Below are 21,427 nucleotides of genomic sequence, written 5' to 3'. Positions count from 1 at the left end.
GCAGTTGTGATTTTTGCAAAATACAATCCGCTGTTTAAGCTAGAAGCATCTACAGTAGCAGTCATATCTTTAGGAGCAATAGTCATTACCGTTTTTCCTAAAACGTCTACGATTTGGATCGATAGAATCGCTTGTTTCGCTGAAGTAAAGTTCCAAACGTTTTGAGTTGGATTAGGATGAATTTTGAAGTTAGAAGATAGGAATCCTTTAGTACTTAACAATTGAGCACTATATGCTAATGTTGATTTATTGAAAGTGATATCATAAATTCCGGCTACACTAGGAATGTTGTCAGGAGAATTAAATACTGCAGTTCCTGCTGGGAAACTAGTGCCACCCCAATTTACTCCCCAAGCATTATTTTGTCTGAATTTGATTTCTCCATCTGTCAATGTAAGACCTGATATAGTGTAATTTACACCGTCAGTTGTAGTCATTTGATTAACATCAATTTCTCCCGCAGCTCCTGTTGGCCATCCACCAGCACCAGAACCAACGATAGCAATGGTCGGTACAGTGAAAGAATATTCTAAAGTAGTTCGGTTGAAAGTAACATCGTAAGTACCTGCTACAGCAGGAATATTATCAGGAGAATTAAATACTGCAGTTCCAGCTGGGAAAGCAGTACCACCCCAATTTACTGCCCAAGCATTATCTTGACGGAATTTAACATCACCAGTTGTCAATGTTAAGCCATTCAAAGTATAGATAACACCATCAGTAGTTGTTAATGCGTTAGCATCTATTTCTCCCGGCGCGCCAGTTGGCCATCCACCAGCACCAGCACCAACAAGGGCTATCGAAGGAAAAACAGGAGCCGCAGTGAATACAAACAATCCAGAATCAGTATCTAGCGTAATAGAAGAATAGGTTCTAGCCTGAACCGGAGTTAATGCCGAATCTACTATACCACCTGTAATATTACCTTCAGGGGAAGTCACAGCAGTGTCGTCACCATATAATGCTCCGTCAACATCAAATTGTGCCGTACCATCTACCAAAGTAACATTCGTAAGTTGAAAAGTGGTAGCGCTTGTTGGCGCCATTGTCAGACCACCCGCTTCAGTAACGGCAGTTCCTACTAATTTAACAACAGGAATCGCTGTGCCACTGTCGAAGTTATACACACCAGTAGCCGTGTTTAAAGTTACTGTATAAACTCCAGCAATAGTAACATTAATATCACCAGAACTGGTTCCAACGGCAGTTGGGAAAGCACCAGCCCATTCTCCACCAGCACCACCCCAAGTGTTATTAGCACGTAGTTTACATTTACCTACAGCAACGGGTACATTTTCAATAATCCAGTTGTCTGCATCAACTCGTGTCAATTGGTTAGGGTCATCTCCAGGAAAAGGAGGCCAACCTCCGACTGCTTCACCAACTAAGGCAACTGAGTTTACTTGAGCATTCATGCCGAATGACATCAAACAAATTGTAAGTAATAAAAGTAATTTTGTTTTCATGATTTTTTAGTTAAATAATTTATATGTCGCTAATTTAGAGTAAAAAAGGCTAGCCTGCGATAAACACTTATTAAAATTAACCACGAAAACGTTTTCGTGTTGATAAGATTATTTTTTAACTTATAATTGGGGATACATTAATTTAACTTTCAAATAATTTCATTTTGATAATTAGAAGAGAGAAATATTGCACATTAGATAATTAAAAAATTAACATTAAAAAAGAAAGCCTATAGTTTTAATCGCTACATCTTGATCAATCGAATCATTTTAAAACCTTTATCAGTGTAAATTTTTGCAAAATAAATTCCACTATTTAGTGAAGATGCATTTATAACCGTAGTATTTTTTTCTATGCTTAAAATAGTTTTTCCTAAAATATCGAGCAATTCTATTTTCTCAATAGTTTTGTTTACAGTTTCAAAATTCCACAAAGTTGTTGTAGGATTTGGATATACGCTATAACTTTCTGATTCAAAATTTTGTGCTGCCAACAATCCGGTGAAAGTATATTGTCCGGACAATCGATCGAACGCAACATTATAATCGCTATCAATCCCGATTGGAATATTCGCCCCATTTTGAATACCAGTTCCAGAAGGAAAAGCATTAGATCCCCAATTGACAGTCCAACTGTTGTCTTTTCGGAATTTAACTTCACCGATATTCAAATGCAAATCCAATTGATAAGAAAACCCATCGGTTGTCCACAAATCAGTATCATCCACATCAAAACCACCAATGGCTGTTCCTAAAATACCCACACTGGGAAAGTTAAAAGTATATTCATGGGTAATTCTATTGAAGGTAACGAAATGTTCTCCGCCCGGAATAAAAATACTCGGACCGTTCTGAACTGCTGTTCCTGTCGGATAACTTGTGCTTCCCCAAACAAAATTAGTGGCATTGTCTTGTCTGAAATACGCTTGACCACTACTAAAATAAAATCCTGATAAGGTATAATGAATGCCATCCGTTGTAGTCATGTCAACATCTTGCCCTGCAAATCCATTTTGAGAATCAACGGCCGGACCCCAAATACCAATACTTGGAAAATTGGCTGAAGTAATAAAAGTATAAGTACCGTTCGAAATGTTAAAAGTAACATCATAAGTTCCCGCAATAGTGGGAATATCCGGACCATTTTGATATGAAGTTCCACTCGGGAAAGTACTTCCACCCCAATTATACAACCATGATGCATCTTTCCTGAATTTGACAAAACCATTCGTGATCACCAAATTAGGAATAAAATACGAAATGTTATCTGTAGTGGAGAGCATAATTTCGGGAGTGGTTTGAGTTTCAGGCCAACCATTCACACCGGTTCCAACAATAGATACCTGCGCGTTGGCGAAAAATCCCGCGAGGATTGTAAAAAGGTATAGTAATTTTGTTTTCATCCATTTTAATTAAAAGACCAAAATAGTAAATTCATGCTCAAGTGGTTTGAGTTCTGAAAACATTTTTTTCAACAAAGCATCGCCGTTTTCAATATAGAATTCAGAAAAATTAGCCTGGCGTTCCTGCAAACCACCATTCGGAAATAGTGAATGCTGCAAATCTAGGATGCGTTCTAGTTCGTGTTCGTATTTTCTTTTTTGGGCTTTGAGCAACCTTTTTTCTAAATGCTCCAAGCCCTTGATTTGTTTGGCTTCTTGAGCTTTTACCGCGCCGGAAAAGGATTTGTCGGTTTGGTTGGCCAATATATGCAGGTAATGAAATTGGTTCTTCAGATGGTCTTTCTGAATCGACAGATCGATCGGAAACTCTGAAAGTAAAGCCGCCCTGCGATTGGTTAAATCTGCCTGTTTTGAAAACAAATCTTTCCAGGTTAATCCTAATTTATCCGCTTTCTCCGCCTGTTTTTGTGTAGCGAGCAAGGCAGAATTTCGCAGTAAAAGTATAGGAAAAGGTACCGCGACAGCTTCAAAAAACGATTTCAATTCGAGCCAGTACGCCAATTCGCCGCCGCCACCAATATAACACAGATTAGGCAAAATAACTTCCTGATATAAAGGGCGAAGCATCACGTTCGGGCTGAATTTTTCAGGGTGCTGTTCTAAAATTTCGATAATCTCAGCTTCCGAAAATTCAAGCGAAGTCGCATTGACTTTATATTTTCCATTTTCCAAAATGATGCGTTCGCGCAGGTTGTCTTCAATATAAAAAAGGTTGATATCGCGCGGATTGACTTGTATGCTGTAATTTTTCAACTTTTCAATCGTGGTCAGAACCTCACGATGCGAAGTCTGTTGCAATAATTCTTGCTTCACAAACGGTATAAATGCTCTTTTCAAAGCCGCATCATCAGCATCAAGAATCACCAAACCGGATGCACCAAAAAGGACATTCGCCAGATAACGAGTGGCTTCCGTTAAGGTGTTATGCTTTAGGTAAGCCGATTCGAAAAGGTTTTTAATGAATTGTGCGTTGGTGCTGTTTCCGATTTCTTTTTCAAAAACCTTAAAGACCTGATCCAGTCCTTGCGTGGAATGCCTGCCGACCGGACCGGAGCTACTGACATTCCAACGTATTTTTTTTCCTTTAAAAGTAAAGTAATTGATTTCGTCAAAATCATGGTCTTCGGTAGCCATCCAATAGACCGGCACAAAATGCTGGTTGGGATATTTTGCTTTTAATTCGTTGGTAAGGTTGATGGTCGAAATGATTTTGTATAAAAAATACAACGGCCCTGTAAACAAATTCAATTGATGCCCGGTGGTTACCGTAAACGTATCAGGTTGCAATAAAGCGTCAATATTTTGAGCTGTACGTTTACTGGTTTCTATGTTCGCGTATTGTTTTTTTAAAGCCGCGACCAGTACTGACCGATGTTCCTGCGTAAATTGGGATTGCTTTTCCTGAAACTGCTTTTCAAAATTCTCAAGTGTGGGAAACCGATGGTATAGCGTCTTCAGCTCCGGTTTTTGATTTAAATAATCATTCATCAAGGGAATAAAATAACCGGAATCCTGGTAGCTGATACAATCGGTGGGCATAGTCGAATTTTTTGGTAAAAGTAACAAAAAGTAAAAATACACTTTTTGGCTTTAACATTCGGTTGGGAAAAGCAATTATCGCTTGAGGCTGAAATGGCCTCGGAATTCTTTTCCGTCACCGCGGGTTACTAGAAACCAATAATCAGAAGCCGGCAGTGGTTTGTCGTTGATCGTTCCATCCCAACCTTTGCTGTTGCCGAGTTCTTTCAAAAACTTTCCGTTGCGGTCGAATATTCTGATGGTGAGCCCCGGTTCGTTTTCAGAAAGTTTGATCTTCCAGGTATCGTTATAACCATCTTCATTAGGCGTGAAAAAATTCGGATACATCAATAGAAAAACGTCTTGGTCTACCATGCCGCAACCATTTTTGTCGCGGACATATACTTTGTATTCCCCGTGTTTTAGGTTTGAGAAAACATTTTCATCCTGATAGTTTTCCCCATCAATTGAATATTCATAGTTTCCATACCCGCTCGCGGTTATCATGATGCTGTTCTCGTCAACCGACCAGTCGAAAGTATCAATCCGCACGATGTAAGCCGGATTGGATAAGAAAACTTCGAAAGTCTTGCGCGTATTGCAAATCAGTGTACCGTGGTTTTCTGTAACAGTCACCCAGTATTGATCTGGTTGTATGACGGTGATTTTCTGAGTGGTTTCAGTGGTCGACCATAAATAGCTGTCGTAACCCGGACTGGCATCAATCAAAACACTTTTGAATTGGCATAACGGATAGCGATCGAGCATGGTAATTCGCGGTGCATCGAGGAAAGTGAATTGAAGTCCGACCACTGCATAACAATTGTGGTCTGAAATCACTCTGACATATACGGTGTTGTTGCTATTGCTCAGATTGCAGGAATATTGGTTTGTAATCTGCTGCGATCCATCAGCATTCTCAGCAGCAATCCGGGTTTTAAAGTACTGGAATGTATAATTAGCAGCATTGGCAATCAGATTCGTGTTGTATACCGTCAAGTCAACATTTTCAGAGCCATCATTCAAATCATCACAAAGAATCACTTCAAAATCATTAGGTGTTGGAATCGGATAATAACTGCTGTAAACAGTAACATAGGCTGTATAGGTTTTACAGGTTGCCCCTTTACGGACTTTTAAACGGTAAGTACTTCCTGTAGATAAATTTGGTTTCGTAGGGTCGGTTGTCCAGGTCAGGCCATCATCAAAACTATAGGCATCACCAGGAGTTGTTATGGTGATGCTCGCATAAACCCCGCACCCGGCATCATTGAGTATGTATTGAGGATAAGAGCTTTCGAAATTGCTCAGATAAACATACACGTTTGAAGAGGTACAACCCTGAGCATTTTTGATTTTAATGAGGGTATTGCCACTGGTTAAATTGGTTCCGACGTTCGAAGTCTGCCACGTGGTTCCACCATCAAAACTATACTGCGCGGCCGGTGTAGTGATGGTAATGCTTCCGGGATTACCACAGTACGGGTTCTCGATAGTATAAAGCGGATCATCGAGAAATTCACCGTTTAAAACAGCGCTATTGGAACTCGAAATACAGCCAAACGCATCCTTTACCCTGAGGAGGTAGGTGCCCGATGGCAAATTGGATTGCGTATTGTTGGAGGTCCAGGTCAGGCCATCATCAAAACTGTATGCATCGCTGGCAGTTGTTATGGTGAGGCTACCTAAATCGCCGCAAAAAGTGGGTTGCACTGCTGAAAAATCCGGAAAGGACAATAAAAAAGGAACCAAATTTATTTCGGTACTATAAGAAGTACACCCGGCTACGGTTTTGACTTTGATATTATAAATCCCAATCGGCAAATTGCTTCTCGATGCATCGGTACTCCACGTCATACCATTATCATAACTATACTGTGAGGCAGGCGAGGTGATGCTAATGGTTCCTGTGTTGGAGAAACATGTAGGCTGCAAGACCGCAATGGTTGGCTGAACAGCGACAAGACTGTTGAGTATGTTTACGGTTCCTGCAGCTTGACACCCAAAAGAATCGGTTACCGTTACGCTATAGGTTCCGACAGCGCTGGCAACAATGCTTGGCGTGGTCAGTCCGTTCATCCACAAATAGGCTGTTCCCGGTGAGGCTGTCAAGGTCGTACTACCACTGCAGACATTCAAAATTCCGGTAATGGAAGCCGAAGGGTTTTTTACAATCAGGCTGATGGCGATAATTTTAAAACAGGCTGCATCTTTTTGAATTCTAACAAAAACGGGTTTACTACTGCTTTCGTAGTTTGTAAAGGCCGTTATCGGATTGGTGTTGGCTGTGGCATCTGTTAATGCAGCGAAATAACTAAAAGTCAAGCCGGTCGTATTGGCGATGATCAAGGGTTCCGCACTCGTCAGATTAAAAAATTCTTTTCCATTATGGTCCGGATCGCAAAGTGTTAGCTTGGCAGTGTGAATATCGAGATCGCAATTCACACAGTTCAGGAATGAAATGTCCGAGCCCGGATTGGCATCACTACAACTCGCCGTGCTAAAATTAGTTCCAGCGCAATTGGTCTGAGCCAAACCATAATTAATAGTGACTGAAGCATTATAATCCGCGGCTGTAGCATTAGGCAAATTGGTTGCTTGGATGTCATAACAGAATCTTTTATTGACCATATCTAAGGTCGGGGTGCTTGAGGTGTAGACTACCGTGTTGGCGGCATCACGCACTTCCAATACGACAGAAGTGATCGTAGCGGAAATTCCCCCTGAGTTGGGAATCGTAAAATCGCCGCAGATCTGAAACGGGAAAGTCGGGCAGTTTTTATACAACGGATCAAGATCAATACTTCCCTGCACGTTCTCATTCGAATGTAAAAGACAGATGTCATCCACGTAGCCATAACCGAAGTGTCCTCCGAGGCCGCATCGGGCTGTAATGAATTCCACCGTAAATTCTTCATTATTCGGGATACTCGAAATGTCTAATATTCCCGATTGCCAATTCGGGGTATATAAAATGACACTTCCGCTGGACATGAACGGTGCCTGTTTGAATATGCAATTCTGCGCATCGCCAGTAACACATAGCTCGCTGACGACAGCTCCGCTACTATTGACCACGCGTGCCTTAAAATAGGGCTGTTCATTATCATGATCGTGATCATAAATGGCCTGCAACACTGCTTTATAATTGAATTTTAAGCGCGTTTCGTTGTCTGTCTTAAATCGTTTGCCCTGAATTAACCCAAGTGTTGAAGAACTTTCGGCATAATTTATTTTCAGACAAAACTGATCAAAAGCATTGATGTTACCCATGTATGGATCAAGGAAATTGGCTGGAACGGTCGAGGCCATCAGATTTGTATCGGCCGGATCATATTGTTTGATTCCTAAGTTTCCCGAAGAAAAAATTGATTTGCATTGCGTCGGATTGTCCGGACTACCAATGGTGTAAGCAAAGTTTTTCAATACATTAGAAGCGCCGATGGTTTCAAATTCTTCAAAACTCCCGTTGCTGCACAAGGGTACCATGACCTGAGCCAGCGAAGATCGACTTAATAGTTTGACGATAGAATCGTTCTGGCGCTGCTTTTTTTCAATATAAACAAGGCGTTTGACAGGGTCGGTAATCAACCGCCCGTATTGGTCTTCAAATTTTATCTTGTGGTTGTCTTTAATAATATTATTCTGGGCAGTAGCCATGATAGCTCCAAAGCAAAACAATAAAATCGCGATTATTCTCATGACTGGCGTTTAAGGGCTTCAAACATAGTTAAAATTTGCTTAATAAAAAGTTTGGAGCCTATATTTTTTGCTTTAAAAATCTTCAATACGATTCTTGAAATCATTTATTTACCGTTATTTTGCACAAATCATTTTGCGTTTTGAAAACCAAAGCCTTCCTCGTTACGCCGCCTTTCACCCAACTGAATACTCCGTATCCGGCAACAGCCTACATCAAAGGGTTTCTGAATACCAAAAGCATCGATTCGGAGCAGGCTGATTTGGGCATTGAAGTTATTCTGAAGTTGTTCTCCAAAGACGGATTGACGGCGCTTTTTTCATCCTTTCCAGAAAAACCAATTTCAGATAATTCCAATAGGATTCTCGCACTGCAACACGAATACATCAAAACCATTGATGCAGTAATTGCTTTTCTTCAGGGCAAAAATCCAACGTTGGCTTTACAAATCTGTCAGGAAGATTTTTTACCGGAAGCCTCACGTTTTGCAACTTTGGAAGAACTCGACTGGGCTTTCGGCAACATGGGAACACAAGACAAAGCCAAACACCTTGCGACACTATACCTTGAAGATATTTCAGATTTTATAGTCGAATGCGTCGATGAAAATTTCGGTTTCAGCCGTTATGCCGAACGCTTGGGCAGAAGTGCCAATTCTTTTGATGAATTATACGAGACATTACACAGCAAACCGACATATATTGACGGCGTTTTATGCTCGATATTAAAAGAAAAATTCGAGACCATCGAACCCAATTTATTCTTGATTTCCGTTCCTTTTCCGGGCAATTTGTATGCAGCTTTCCGTTGTGCACAGTGGGTAAAGCAACATCATCCGCAAATTAAAATCGCTATGGGCGGCGGTTTTCCCAACACCGAATTGCGTTCGCTTTCCGAGGCACGCGTGTTTGAGTTTTTCGACTTTATCACGCTCGATGATGGCGAACTTCCTGTCGAATTGCTGATTGACTATTGTGAATTGAAAACCAACGTAGAATACAAACGCACCTTTCTGCTTGAAAACGCAAAAGTCGTTTATAAAAACAATTCCATTCGATCGGACTACAAACAAAGTGAAGTCGGAACGCCCGATTATTCAGGTTTACCGTTAGACCGCTATATTTCCGTAATCGAGATTGTTAACCCGATGCACAAAATGTGGAGCGACGGCCGCTGGAACAAACTCACGATGGCGCACGGTTGTTATTGGGGAAAATGCACTTTTTGTGACATTTCGCTCGATTACATCAAAATCTACGAACCGGTTGCTGCAAAGCTTATTGTTGACAGAATTGAGGAACTCATGGCGCAAACAGGCGAAAGCGGTTTTCATTTTGTCGATGAAGCGGCACCGCCGGCATTGATGCGTGAAGTGGCGCTCGAAATCCTGAGAAGAAAAATCGTTGTGACTTGGTGGACGAACATCCGTTTTGAGAAAAGTTTCACCCGCGATTTGTGTTTGTTATTGAAAGCTTCAGGTTGTATTGCTGTTTCCGGCGGATTGGAAGTGGCATCGGATCGCTTATTAAAATTGATTGATAAAGGCGTTACGGTTGAACAAGTCGCCAAAGTGACGCGCAATTTTACCGAAGCCGGAATCATGGTTCACGCGTATTTAATGTACGGTTATCCAACACAAACCGTTCAGGAAACCATCGATAGCCTCGAAATGGTGCGTCAGTTGTTTGAAGCCGGCGTTTTGCAATCGGGATTTTGGCATCAGTTTGCGATGACGGCTCACAGCCCGGTTGGGTTGTATCCCGAAAAATTTGGTGTGACTAAAACCTCTGAAACCATCGGTTCGTTTGCCAATAATGATTTGTTTTATGAAGATCAAACCGGAATCGACCATGACCAGTTCAGTTTCGGTTTGAAAAAATCCTTATTCAATTTCATGCACGGCATCTGTTTCGATTTTCCGCTGCAGGATTGGTTCGAGTTTAAAATTCCAAAGACCAGGATTCCGTACGATTTTATTGGAAACGCCTTAGTCGATGAGCAGGATTTTCAGTTAAAACCAACGTCAAAAATCGTTTGGCTTGGCGGAAAACCTGGGGTCGAACTTTTCACTAAAACCAAAAAAGGAAATGCGTGGGACATGATGGCGCTGACTTTTCACGATAAGAAAGAAAGCTTCACGATTCAAACCAATAAAACCGAAGGCGAGTGGCTGATGGCGATGTTGGAAAAAATTTCCATTTTCAATTTGAAGCTGCTCACTTTACAGGAAATTAAAAAAGATTTTGAAAACGAACTTGAGGATTTCGAACTTTTCTGGTTTTCCAAACCGATGACGACTTTACACAATTTTGGCCTGTTAAGTTTGTAGATTTTACAATTTATGTATATTTATTTTGCATTTATATGATTTTTTAACGCGAATCAAAATAAAATTATATCTAAATTTACATTCATTAAAATCCAATCTATGACCACTGACTATAAAGTAAAAGTGAACGGGTCTTTAGAGTTCAATCTCGACAAAGACAGCCTGTCACAACTCGATGCCGTAAGCGTGGAAGCCAACAAATTCCATATCCTGAGGCAAAATCTTCCCCACAAAGCAGAAATCCTGCAAGCAAATTTCAACCAAAAAAAATACTCGGTTAAAGTCAATAACAATACCTATTCGGTAGTAATTTCCAATGCGCTCGACCAACGGATTCAAGCCATGGGATTTGATATCAGTGCGACTAAACACATCAACGCGATCAAAGCTCCGATGCCCGGACTCATCATTGAAATTGGCGTCGTGGTTGGCCAAACGGTTAAGGAAAATGACAACCTGATCATTCTCAGTGCGATGAAAATGGAAAACAGTTTCCTTTCGCCGCGCGATGGCGTGATCAAATCGATTGCCGTAGCCGTGGGCGATGCTGTGGAGAAAAACCAGTTATTAATTGAATTCGAGTAAACCAAAATGAAAAAAATATTAGTAGCCAATCGCGGGGAAATCGCCATACGGGTGATGAAAACCGCACAGAAAATGGGCATCAAAACCGTCGCTGTTTATTCGACTGTTGACCGCAATGCACCACACGTAAAATTTGCTGACGAAGCCGTCTGGATCGGAGAAGCGCCTTCAAATCAATCGTATTTGCTAGGAAGCAAAATCATAGAAGTCGCCAAAGCGCTAAACGTAGACGCGATTCATCCGGGTTACGGATTCCTTAGTGAAAATGCCGAATTCGCAGAAGAAGCTGAAAAGAACAACATCATTTTCATCGGCCCGAAATCCAAAGCGATCCGTGTCATGGGTAGTAAACTTGCTGCAAAAGAAGCCGTGATGCATTACAATATTCCAATGGTTCCGGGCGTAGACCATGCGATCATCGATATTGATGAAGCTAAAAAAACCGCCAATGCCATAGGATTTCCTATCCTGATTAAAGCTTCGGCTGGTGGCGGTGGAAAAGGCATGCGCGTCGTAGAAAAAGAAACGGATTTCGAAGCGCAGATGAACCGTGCCATTAGTGAAGCCGTGGCTGCCTTTGGCGATGGTTCCGTTTTTATTGAAAAATATGTGACTTCACCGCGCCATATAGAAATTCAAGTTATGGCTGATAGTCATGGCAATATTCTGTATTTCTTCGAACGCGAATGCAGCATCCAAAGACGCCATCAAAAGGTTGTGGAAGAAGCACCGTCAGCAGTGTTATCGCCGGAACTTCGCAAGAAAATGGGAGAAGCCGCAGTACTGGTTGCCAAATCCTGCGATTATTTAGGAGCCGGAACTGTCGAGTTTTTATTGGACGACAAACACAATTTCTACTTCCTTGAAATGAATACACGTTTGCAGGTGGAACATCCGGTCACCGAATTGATTTCTGGCGTTGATTTGGTCGAATTGCAGATTAAAGTCGCTCGAGGAGAAGCATTACCGATGAAACAAGAAGATTTGCACATCCACGGCCATGCGCTCGAATTGCGTGTTTATGCAGAAGATCCACTCAATGATTTCTTACCAAGCGTCGGACATTTGGATGTGTATCAATTGCCCACCGGTGAAGGCGTACGTGTAGACAACGGTTTCGAACAAGGTATGGACATTCCGATCTATTACGATCCGATGTTGTCCAAACTGATCACTTACGGAAAAACCCGCGAAGAAGCGATGCAACTGATGCTAAAAGCGATTGATGATTATAAGATTGAAGGCGTACAAACGACCTTGCCATTCGGGAAATTTGTGTTCGAACACGAAGCGTTCCGTTCGGGGCATTTCGATACACATTTCGTCAAGAAATATTACGATGCGGCGATGCTCAAAAAGCAAATGGAAGAGGAAGCCGAGATTGCGGCCTTCGTAGCCTTGAAACAATATTTAGAAGATCAGAAAATCGTTCGCTTACCAATACAATAATTTATGGAATCTAAAATCAACATATTAAACGATAAAATTGCCCAAGCCCAATTGGGTGGTGGCGCGAAACGAATAGCCAAACAGCACGAAAAGAAAAAACTGACCGCAAGGGAACGCGTCGAATATCTTATGGATGAAGGTTCGTTCGAGGAAATCGGCATGCTTGTCACGCACCGAACCACCGATTTCGGCATGGAAAAAGAAATCTACTTCGGCGATGGTGTAATCACAGGTTATGGAACGATTAACGGAAGATTGGTGTATATTTTTGCCCAAGATTTTACAGTTTTCGGCGGTGCTTTATCCGAAACCCACGCGGAGAAAATCTGCAAAGTCATGGACATGGCGCTCAAAGTCGGTGCTCCGATGATTGGGCTCAATGATTCCGGTGGTGCCAGAATTCAGGAAGGCGTGCGCTCGTTGGGCGGTTATGCCGATATCTTTTTCAGGAACGTACAATCGTCCGGTGTGATTCCGCAAATTTCAGCGATTATGGGTCCTTGTGCCGGTGGTGCCGTATATTCTCCTGCCATGACCGATTTTACTATGATGGTTGAAAACAACAGTTATATGTTTGTGACCGGCCCCAACGTCGTGAAAACCGTAACCAACGAAGAAGTGACTTCGGAAGCTTTGGGCGGTGCGGAAACCCATTCGACCAAATCGGGTGTGGCGCATACGACTTCACCAAATGGTGTTGCATGTCTTGAAGATATCAAAACATTATTAGGCTATATTCCACAAAATAATAGGGAAACTACGCCAAAATTGCCATTTGAATTAGGCGATGAAATCAGGACACAACTGAATTCCATCGTACCGGAAAACGCCAACAAACCTTACGACATGCACGATGTGATCAAAGGCATTATCGATGAGGAATCGTTTTTTGAAATCCATAAAGATTACGCGGAAAATATCATTGTCGGTTTTGCCAGAATTGCCGGAAGAAGTATCGGAATTGTAGCCAACAATCCTATGTTTTTAGCAGGTTGTCTCGATGTAAAAAGTTCTATTAAAGCGGCACGATTTACGCGTTTCTGCGATTGTTTCAACATTCCTTTATTGGTGCTTGTGGATGTTCCTGGATTCTTGCCGGGAACCGATCAGGAATGGAATGGAATCATCGTTCATGGTGCCAAATTGCTTTACGCACTCAGCGAAGCCACAGTTCCGAGAGTAACCGTAATCACGCGAAAAGCTTATGGTGGTGCGTATGATGTGATGAATTCCAAACACATCGGAGCCGATATGAACTTTGCGTGGCCGACCGCAGAAATTGCAGTCATGGGAGCTAAAGGCGCGAGCGAAATTATTTTCAAGAAAGAAATCAGCGAAGCCGCAAATCCGGAAGCCAAATTGCTCGAGAAAGAAGCCGAGTATGCTGATTTGTTCGCCAACCCATACACAGCAGCGCAACGCGGTTTTGTCGATGAAGTGATTTTACCAGAAGATACCAGAAAAAAATTGATCAAAGCGTTTAGCATGCTTGAAAATAAAGTGGTGGAAACGCCGAAACGCAAGCATGGCAACATTCCTTTGTAGACTGTAAATATGCTGTCTTAAATATTAAATCCCGTTTCCAATCGAAACGGGATTTTCTTTATAATCGAAAATGTAAAACTTACGGACAAAAAAACGCCCGTCAATGACAGGCGTTCTCTTCAATATAAACCAACTTAACCTAACTTACTCTTTGATGATTTTTCTGACGTCGCTGCCTTGGTCGGTATTGATTTTTAGGAAATAAATCCCATTGGCATGCTTCGAAATATCTAGAATGGTGTTGTTCTTTTGCTCTAAAACCGTCTGCAACAATCTTCCCTGCGCATCAAAAAGCTGCATCGACCGGAGATTGGTTTTCGCAGCAATCTTGATGAGGTTTTGGGCAGGATTTGGTGCCACAGTAATACTTTCATCTTTGGTGAAGCTCATATTGCTCAACGAAACATCGGTTCTTGCTTCGTTGGTTCGCATCGGTAGATTATAATCAAAGTAAATGTTTCCTGAGTTCCTGACGATATCGCCACCCATTAAAGTCGGCAATGTTTTGATTTTGAAAAGCACATTCCCGTGACCGCCAATCGGATTGACACTCGCACGCGGAAGGTTGATGTCTTTGAAGATAAATTCGACTTTGTTGTTCGTGATTTTTGTTTCTAACGCATCCGAACCATACAATACCTGCAAAGTGCTAACATCTAATTTGGTAGCATCTATAAGATCTTCCACCACGATATTAGTGACATCACTAGTTCCGGTATTTTCAAAATTGATGTTGTAATGCAAGTAATCACCCACGCGTTCAGCCGTTAAAACGGTTCCTTGCAAACAGATTTTACTGTTCAAATTTAGGGTATTGACCACTACTTGACTCAAGTTGAAAAAATTATCGAGAGGCGTTTCATCTCCTTCAGAAAAATTGATGTTGGCTGTAAAACTTAAAACATCTCCAACGTTCACTGGCGGCGTTTCCACCGCGGAATTGATGTTTAATTTGAATGTAATCTCTCTGGTTTCAAAAGGTTGCAAACTACTGTAAAACCAAAGCAATGAATTGAATCCCTGATTGGCAACTGCCGGCGTGGCCGAAACAAAATCACTTTTCGAATCGTCGAAAGATAGATTGATCGAACCGCTTTGTACCTGATTTCCTTTGTTTTTATAAACCAATTTATAGTCAGCATCGGCACCTGAAGTGGCGCCGCCTATAGGAACCAATACGATTTCTAAATCAGGATGAACGCCATTGGCGACGATACAGAAATCCTGAATTTGGGTAGAGTTGTCTACACTCGCGAAATTAATAACTTGGGATACAGGTGTAATGGTAAAGTAAGTCGGATTTTGCACTTCTGGCGTGATGGTATAATTGCCTGCTTGTGTGTAAAAACTATAATTTCCTTCGGTATTGGTATAAAAACTACCGCTATTGGTGGCGTCCGTAATTTTCACTTTCGTAAAAGGTTGCGCCAAATCACCCGCATCACAACCGTTGTTCTCGTCGTCAAATTTGAGGGTTCCTGTGATGGTGTTGAAGTTTCCGCCGGGCACAAAAGAACAATAAGTAGAAATAGCAACTAGATTCGGATTCACACCCCCTTGCGTCACAAGTTCCGTTTCTCCTTCATCCACACAAATGAATTTCAGCAGTGGGGTGTTCGTAAATGATAAAACCGGTGGTGAAGGAATAGTAGGTCCTTGTGATAAGGTGCCGTTTTTAATATTGACATATTCTAGGTTCGGATTGTTTTCACAAGCCATTTCCCTGACTCCTGAATTTGAAAAATCCAGAGCACTGAAGTTATTAAAGTCAACGATCGCTTTATCCAAAAGTCGACAGCCACTGACATTTAAAGTACTGAGCTGATTAGACGAACAATAAAAGATTGTTAGTTGCTGTAGCGTGGTTAAGTTTAATGCCGTCAAATTGTTGTGCGAACACGTTAAACTCGTAAGGTTGATAAAGGCCTCAATACCAGTTAGATCTGAAATGGAAGCATTATCGACATTGAGGATAGTAACGGCTAATGCCTCGCTATTCTGAATTTCCCCGTCGAGATTGGTATCGACACCCAAAGCAATCAGCTTGTTTTTAAAATTCACATCCGGAATAGCCACAACTTGTGCTTTCACAATCCCTGTAAAAAGCAATAAGAGTAGGAAGGTTTTTTTCATGACTTTGACTTTGAGTTTGTTTTGTTTTGATTTGGGTTTTACTCTTTGATGATTTTCTGTACGGCGCTCCCTTTTTCGGTATTGATTTTAATGAAATAAACGCCTTTGGAATATTTCGAAATATCTAAAAAGGAGGTATTCTTATGTTCCAAAACCGTTTGTAACAATCTTCCCTGCGCATCAAAAAGACCTATCGACTGGATATTGTTTTTTGCCGAAACCGTAATGCTTTGCTTGGCCGGATTGGGTGCGATGACAATGGTTTCATCTTTAATAAAAGTTCCATTACTCAGACTGGCGACGGTTGTTTTGGCTTCATTGGTAATAATAGGCGCATTATAATCGAAGAAGATATTGCCTGTATTGGTAATTTCGTCACCTACAACCAAAGTATCAACCGTCTTGATTTTGAACAATACATTGCCATGGCCGCCAATGGGTTGTATATCACTTGGCGGTAAATTGATTTTTTGAAATATAAATTCTACCGCATTCCCTCTTATTTTCGTCGTGACTGCGTGGGAAGTGTATAACAATTGTAACGAATTGATGTCAAGTTTTGCCAGATTAATGCTGTCTTTCACCACAATATTGACGGCATCTGCGGTACCGATATTTTCAAAATTGATGTTGTAATGCACGTATTTCCCAACTTCGGAGGTTGTAATCGTATTGCCTTCGAGGCAAATTTTGTGGTTTGGATCGTGTGCATTGATTACGGTTTGATGACAATTGAAAGTATTGTCACCAGGCGTTTCATCGGTTTGAACGGTAATGATATCAGCAGTAAAATGGAGCACATCACCCTGAACCAATGGTGGCGTTTCAAGCGGCGTGTTGAGGTTCAGCACAAAATTGATTTCCCGGGTTTCTAATGGAAGCAAATTCGAGAAATTCCAAAACAGATGATTGACGGTTTGGGAATCTACCGTTGGTGTGGTCGTGGTCAAGTCGGCGATGCTGTCATCAAAAGTGAAATCAATACTTCCGGAATGCACCTGATTGCCTTTGTTTTTGTAGATAATTTTATATTTGGTATCGAATCCCGGACGCGCACGATCAATCGGAACAATAATGATTTCGAGATCGGGATGAACGCCGTTGCCTGAGATGCAAAAGTCCTGCGTTTGCGTCGAATTGTCGAGCAGCGGGAAATTCATGATGGCATTCACAGGAGTAACATTAAAATAAGTCGGGTTTTCAAATTCCGGAGTCAAAGTAAAATTTCCGGCTTGGGTATAAAAACGATAATTGCCACTCGGATTGGTAAACGTACTTTCGTTGTTGGTTCCGTCATTCAGTCTTATTTTGATGTACGGATTGCTGCTGTCGGACAAGTCACAACCATCGCCCAAAGCATCATAAGGTGTTCGGCCAGTGATGGTGTTGAAGCTTCCTCCGGGTAAGAACGTGCAATAAGAATTGATCACCACATCGGGAGAGAAAACCTGCATTTGCTGTTGCAGGATATCGAACTGACTTTCATCGGCACAAATGTAAAGCAGGTTAGGATTGGCTGAAAAATTAATCGTTTCATTACGCCCGTTTTTAATGTACAGCGAGGTCAGGTTCGTCGATGGCATGATGATTTGATTCAGGCTCGTGCAAGTCGATACATCCAAAGTAGGCAGCAACGCATTGAAAGCGATATTAATGTCATTCAAAGCAGCACATCCAGTGACATCAATTGAGGTTAAAGTACCATGTGAAACATCAACACTCGTCAATAAAGCATAACCCGACAAGTCTAAAGCCGTTAAATTGTTGAATTGAAGACTTACATTATCCAAACCGATACAACTGCTCAAATCAATAGCGGTGAAATTACTTCTGCCGATATTTAAACTTTTCAATGCGGTACAACCACTAAGATCAATACTTTCAATAGTACTGAAACTGTTGCTGATTTGGGTCAGCGAGGCACAACCAGAAAAGTTCAGCGCAGTCATGTTGGCGCTTGTATAAATCTGAGGATTACTCAGCGCAGCACAACCTGAAAAATTGACGCTGGTCAGTAATTGGTCAAACGCTGCGGAAGTCATAATCTGAGCTGTCTGCAGGTTAGTCAATCCTGAGAAATTAATATTGGTTAAGTTGTTCTGATAACAATCGATGCTTGTTAAAGCGGAACAACCCTGAACATTTAGATTGTTGAGTTCGTTGTTGTTGCAAAGCAGTTGCGTCAGTAGTGTAAAGTTGCTTACACTAAGACTTAGCAAATTATTATGGCTGCAATTTAAGTATTCTAAACTATTTAATCCGGTCACGTCAAGCGTTGTCAGGCTGTTGTCCTCGCAGTTTAATCTTTTGAGGCTTGTTAAGGTGGAAACATCCAAACTTGCTAATAAGCAACCGTTGCATACAAGTGTTTCGAGTTGGGTAAGACCGGTAACATTGATTCCGGACGCAAAGGTTCCGGCGCAATCGAGGGTTTTAAGTTGAGGTAAAACCGTAAAATCGAGTACTCCTGTAAAAGAGATAAAACTTATTTGTAAATCCTGCAGATTTATAAAGGCTTCAAGGCCTGTCATACTTCCGGAAAGCAGTATTCCAAGATATAATCCGTTTACCGCCTCGGCTTCACCGACTTGAATTTCGCCGTCGTTGTCCGTGTCGGCATCGGCATCTCCAATACCATCACTGTTAAGATCTACGCAGGCATTATTGGTCAAGGCATCTTTAAGAAGCGTGTTCGGAATATTGACGATTTGCCCGTGCGCAACTGCTGTAAAAAAAAGTAAGAGGAACAATAATTTTTTCATAATGAATCGGTTTTATTGTTTTATTCCTTAACGATTTTTGATACACTACTACCAAGCTCCGTAATCACTTTGAGGAAATAAATCCCATTGGAATGATTCGAAATGTCTAAAGTTTTCGACTTGCTATTCTCCAAAACAGTTTGCAATAATCGCCCCTGAGCATCGAAAAGCAGGATCGAGCGGATATTGTTTTTTGAAGCTACGGTCATGTTGTTTTGTGTCGGATTGGGCACTATTGAAACGGTTTCATCCTTGACAAACTGATCATTACTTAAATAGGCAATCACCGTACGTTCTTCGTTGGTGGCAATCGGCGCATTATAATCGAAGAAGATATTGGCACTGCCCAGTATTTCATCGCCGACCTCTAAATTCGAGAGTGTTTTGATTTTAAACAACACATTGCCATGACCGCCAATCGGATTGCCGTTGGAAGGTTGCAGGTGAATATTTTTGAAAATAAATTCCACAACGTTACCTGTAACATTAGTTTCCACATCATGCGACGCATATTGTAACCGCAATGAATTCATATTGTATTTGGCCGTATTGATCGTGTCTTTGACCACAATATTGACTGCGTCCGCAGTACCGATATTTTCAAAATTGATGTTGTAATGCAGGTAATTTCCAACGTCTTCGGGAGCAATCGTATGCCCTTCAAGACATTCCATCTTGTTAGGATCGTACGAATTGATGACCGTTTGATGGTAGTTCGAAACATTATCCAAAGGCGTTTCGTCAGGATCAATCGGGTTGATGGTGGCTGTAAAATCCAAGATATCGCCATTATTGACTGTGGGCGACTCATTGACTTGCAAAGTAAGATCGATGTTTCTGGTTTCGAACGGTTGTAAGTTGTTGTAATTCCAGATGATATTGCCCGGATTTAATTCAAAATTGTCTTCAGGAAAGGTGGAAATAAAGTCTAGTTTATTAGTGTCTAAATCCAGTTTGACATTTCCGGAAAGTATTTGATTGCCTTTGTTTTTGAAAACGATTTTATAATCGGCATTAAATCCCGGACGCGCATTCCCCAAAGGAACGAAAATCACTTCGAGATCCGGATGCACACCATTGGCGCTGATACAAAAATCCTGTGTTTGTATCGAATTGTCCACAGCTGGAAAATTAATAATGGCATTCGGTGGTGTAAAAATAAAATAACTCAGGTTTTCCACATCAGGCGTTAAGGTAAAGTTTCCGGCTTGGGTGTAAAAAGTGTAATTCCCTGAGTTATTAGTAAAAGTGCTTCCTGTATTGGTGTTGTCGTTGATATTGATTTTTAGATAAGGGTTGGCCTGATCATTTAAATCACAGCCATTATTGTCGTTGTCGTAGCGCAGCTTTCCGTTGATGGTGTTGTAGTCGCCGCCGGGTGTGAAGGAGCAGTAATCACCTATTGTGGCGGTTAATCCTGCAAGAGTAATTCGATCATTAACATAAGCAAACTCATTTGAATCTGCACATACGTATAGTAATGCAGGGCATTCTGACACAAGCAATTGCTCGTTAGTTCCGTTTTTCATGAAGAGCATTTCAAGGCTGTTGCATTGTCTGCAATCCAAATCCAATAGTAGCGTATTAGAAGAAAGATCGAGTGTGGTTATAGGGGTAGAACTACAATATAAGTTTTTGATTTTTACATTGTTCGATACATCTAGAGCACTTAGTGGCGTATTAAAGCATGCAAGACTCTCAAGATTGATATTACTACTTAAATCAAGTGAGGTAATTTGGGTAGAAGAGCAATTAAGAGTTTGTAACGCAGTACAGCCGCTAATATTTAAATTAGTCAAATTAGGATAACTTGATACATCTAGGGATGAAATGTTGGGGCAATTAGCTAAATTCAGTGACTGCAAAAAAGTAGAGAATGCAGTATCAAAGAATAATAGAAGAGGGCAATTAGTAATCGAAATAGATGTGACCGGTTGACTTGCTGAAAATATATATTGTATACTTATATCATTTAGTTGCGGTAAGCTATCTCCGATTATGGTTGTTAGGTTACTGTTGTTTCCTAAAGTAATATTTCGCAATTGGTTAAATCCTGTAAAATTTATAGATGATATACCTGAGTTTTCAATCCTTATCTCTCTCAGAGAAAGGCAGTTTGAAAAATTGATGGAAGTCGTTGTTGGCGACATATTCAAGGAAAGATTAATGAGGTTAGGCATTGCATTTAAATTTAGTGTAGATACAGCAGGTAAATCCAGACCTAAATAAATTACGTTTATGTTACTCGATAAATCGATTGAGGTTGCTTGTGAGCTTCTAATATTTAAGGTGCTAAGATTAGAGAACGCTTCTAATCCAGTAAAATCTACAATTGTATTATCATTGATAAACATCGTGTATTGAGCTTGAGATTCAGTGAGTTGAATCTGTCCATCGCTGTTCGTGTCATATCCTAAGGCAATCAAGTTTGCCTTAAAATTCGCATCGGGTATATTCACAATTTGCCCATTTACAAT

The 21,427-nt window shown here is 41.1% G+C and carries 11 protein-coding genes; 4 read left to right on the top strand and 7 right to left on the bottom strand.

Going from position 1 to position 21,427, the window contains the following annotated elements:
• The 4 genes from Q0058_RS05905 to Q0058_RS05890 all read right to left on the bottom strand — a co-directional run.
• Positions 1 to 1,466: T9SS type A sorting domain-containing protein (locus tag Q0058_RS05905; protein WP_298221864.1), on the bottom strand; the 1,466-nt coding region annotated here is incomplete at its 3' end.
• Between the two features lie 245 nt (positions 1,467 to 1,711).
• Positions 1,712 to 2,869, bottom strand: a complete 1,158-nt coding sequence (locus Q0058_RS05900; RefSeq protein WP_298221862.1) for a T9SS type A sorting domain-containing protein — start codon at positions 2,867 to 2,869, stop codon at positions 1,712 to 1,714.
• A 9-nt stretch (positions 2,870 to 2,878) separates the two neighbouring features.
• Positions 2,879 to 4,468, bottom strand: a complete 1,590-nt coding sequence (bshC, locus tag Q0058_RS05895; protein WP_298221861.1) for a bacillithiol biosynthesis cysteine-adding enzyme BshC — start codon at positions 4,466 to 4,468, stop codon at positions 2,879 to 2,881.
• A gap of 75 nt (positions 4,469 to 4,543) precedes the next feature.
• Complete coding sequence (locus Q0058_RS05890; RefSeq protein WP_298221859.1) at positions 4,544 to 8,149, bottom strand: T9SS type B sorting domain-containing protein; 3,606 nt, start codon at positions 8,147 to 8,149, stop codon at positions 4,544 to 4,546.
• A 140-nt stretch (positions 8,150 to 8,289) separates the two neighbouring features.
• Between Q0058_RS05890 and Q0058_RS05885 the strand changes: the two genes are divergently transcribed.
• The 4 genes from Q0058_RS05885 to Q0058_RS05870 all read left to right on the top strand — a co-directional run bounded on the left by Q0058_RS05885 (position 8,290) and on the right by Q0058_RS05870 (position 14,055).
• A complete protein-coding gene (locus Q0058_RS05885; RefSeq protein WP_298221857.1) occupies positions 8,290 to 10,476 on the top strand; it encodes a radical SAM protein in 2,187 nt (728 codons plus the stop codon).
• Between the two features lie 99 nt (positions 10,477 to 10,575).
• Entirely contained in the window at positions 10,576 to 11,061 is a 486-nt protein-coding gene (locus tag Q0058_RS05880) for an acetyl-CoA carboxylase biotin carboxyl carrier protein subunit (RefSeq protein WP_298221855.1), read from the top strand.
• A gap of 6 nt (positions 11,062 to 11,067) precedes the next feature.
• Complete coding sequence (gene accC / locus Q0058_RS05875) at positions 11,068 to 12,510, top strand: acetyl-CoA carboxylase biotin carboxylase subunit (protein ID WP_298221853.1); 1,443 nt, start codon at positions 11,068 to 11,070, stop codon at positions 12,508 to 12,510.
• Between the two features lie 3 nt (positions 12,511 to 12,513).
• Complete coding sequence (locus Q0058_RS05870) at positions 12,514 to 14,055, top strand: acyl-CoA carboxylase subunit beta (RefSeq protein ID WP_298221851.1); 1,542 nt, start codon at positions 12,514 to 12,516, stop codon at positions 14,053 to 14,055.
• Between the two features lie 144 nt (positions 14,056 to 14,199).
• Here Q0058_RS05870 and Q0058_RS05865 read toward each other — a convergent pair whose 3' ends face one another.
• Genes Q0058_RS05865 through Q0058_RS05855 form a run of 3 tightly spaced genes read right to left on the bottom strand, consistent with a single transcriptional unit; the run spans position 14,200 to position 20,479 of the window.
• Entirely contained in the window at positions 14,200 to 16,188 is a 1,989-nt protein-coding gene (locus Q0058_RS05865; protein ID WP_298221849.1) for a T9SS type A sorting domain-containing protein, read from the bottom strand.
• A gap of 38 nt (positions 16,189 to 16,226) precedes the next feature.
• On the bottom strand, positions 16,227 to 18,950 hold the full coding sequence (locus Q0058_RS05860) for a T9SS type A sorting domain-containing protein (RefSeq protein ID WP_298221847.1): 2,724 nt from the start codon (positions 18,948 to 18,950) through the stop codon (positions 16,227 to 16,229).
• 20 nt (positions 18,951 to 18,970) lie between these two features.
• The gene (locus Q0058_RS05855; protein WP_298221845.1) at positions 18,971 to 20,479 is read right to left on the bottom strand and encodes a T9SS type A sorting domain-containing protein; all 1,509 of its coding nucleotides are present in this window, start codon (positions 20,477 to 20,479) and stop codon (positions 18,971 to 18,973) included.
• Positions 20,480 to 21,427: the final 948 nt, after the last annotated feature.

This window comes from Flavobacterium sp., assembly GCF_027484705.1.
In the GTDB taxonomy this organism is placed as follows: Bacteria; Bacteroidota; Bacteroidia; order Flavobacteriales; family Flavobacteriaceae; genus Flavobacterium.
This window is presented reverse-complemented; position numbering and strand designations above follow the sequence as displayed.

Excerpts from the sequence above, each read along its gene's own strand:
- Q0058_RS05870 (WP_298221851.1), top strand. The coding sequence starts at position 12,514 with ATGGAATCTAAAATCAACATATTAAACGATAAAATTGCCCAAGCCCAA.
- Q0058_RS05900 (WP_298221862.1), bottom strand. The coding sequence starts at position 2,869 with ATGAAAACAAAATTACTATACCTTTTTACAATCCTCGCGGGATTTTTC.
- bshC (WP_298221861.1), bottom strand. The coding sequence starts at position 4,468 with ATGCCCACCGATTGTATCAGCTACCAGGATTCCGGTTATTTTATTCCC.
- accC (WP_298221853.1), top strand. The coding sequence starts at position 11,068 with ATGAAAAAAATATTAGTAGCCAATCGCGGGGAAATCGCCATACGGGTG.
- Q0058_RS05865 (WP_298221849.1), bottom strand. The coding sequence starts at position 16,188 with ATGAAAAAAACCTTCCTACTCTTATTGCTTTTTACAGGGATTGTGAAA.
- Q0058_RS05880 (WP_298221855.1), top strand. The coding sequence starts at position 10,576 with ATGACCACTGACTATAAAGTAAAAGTGAACGGGTCTTTAGAGTTCAAT.
- Q0058_RS05855 (WP_298221845.1), bottom strand. The coding sequence starts at position 20,479 with ATGAAAAACGGAACTAACGAGCAATTGCTTGTGTCAGAATGCCCTGCA.
- Q0058_RS05860 (WP_298221847.1), bottom strand. The coding sequence starts at position 18,950 with ATGAAAAAATTATTGTTCCTCTTACTTTTTTTTACAGCAGTTGCGCAC.
- Q0058_RS05890 (WP_298221859.1), bottom strand. The coding sequence starts at position 8,149 with ATGAGAATAATCGCGATTTTATTGTTTTGCTTTGGAGCTATCATGGCT.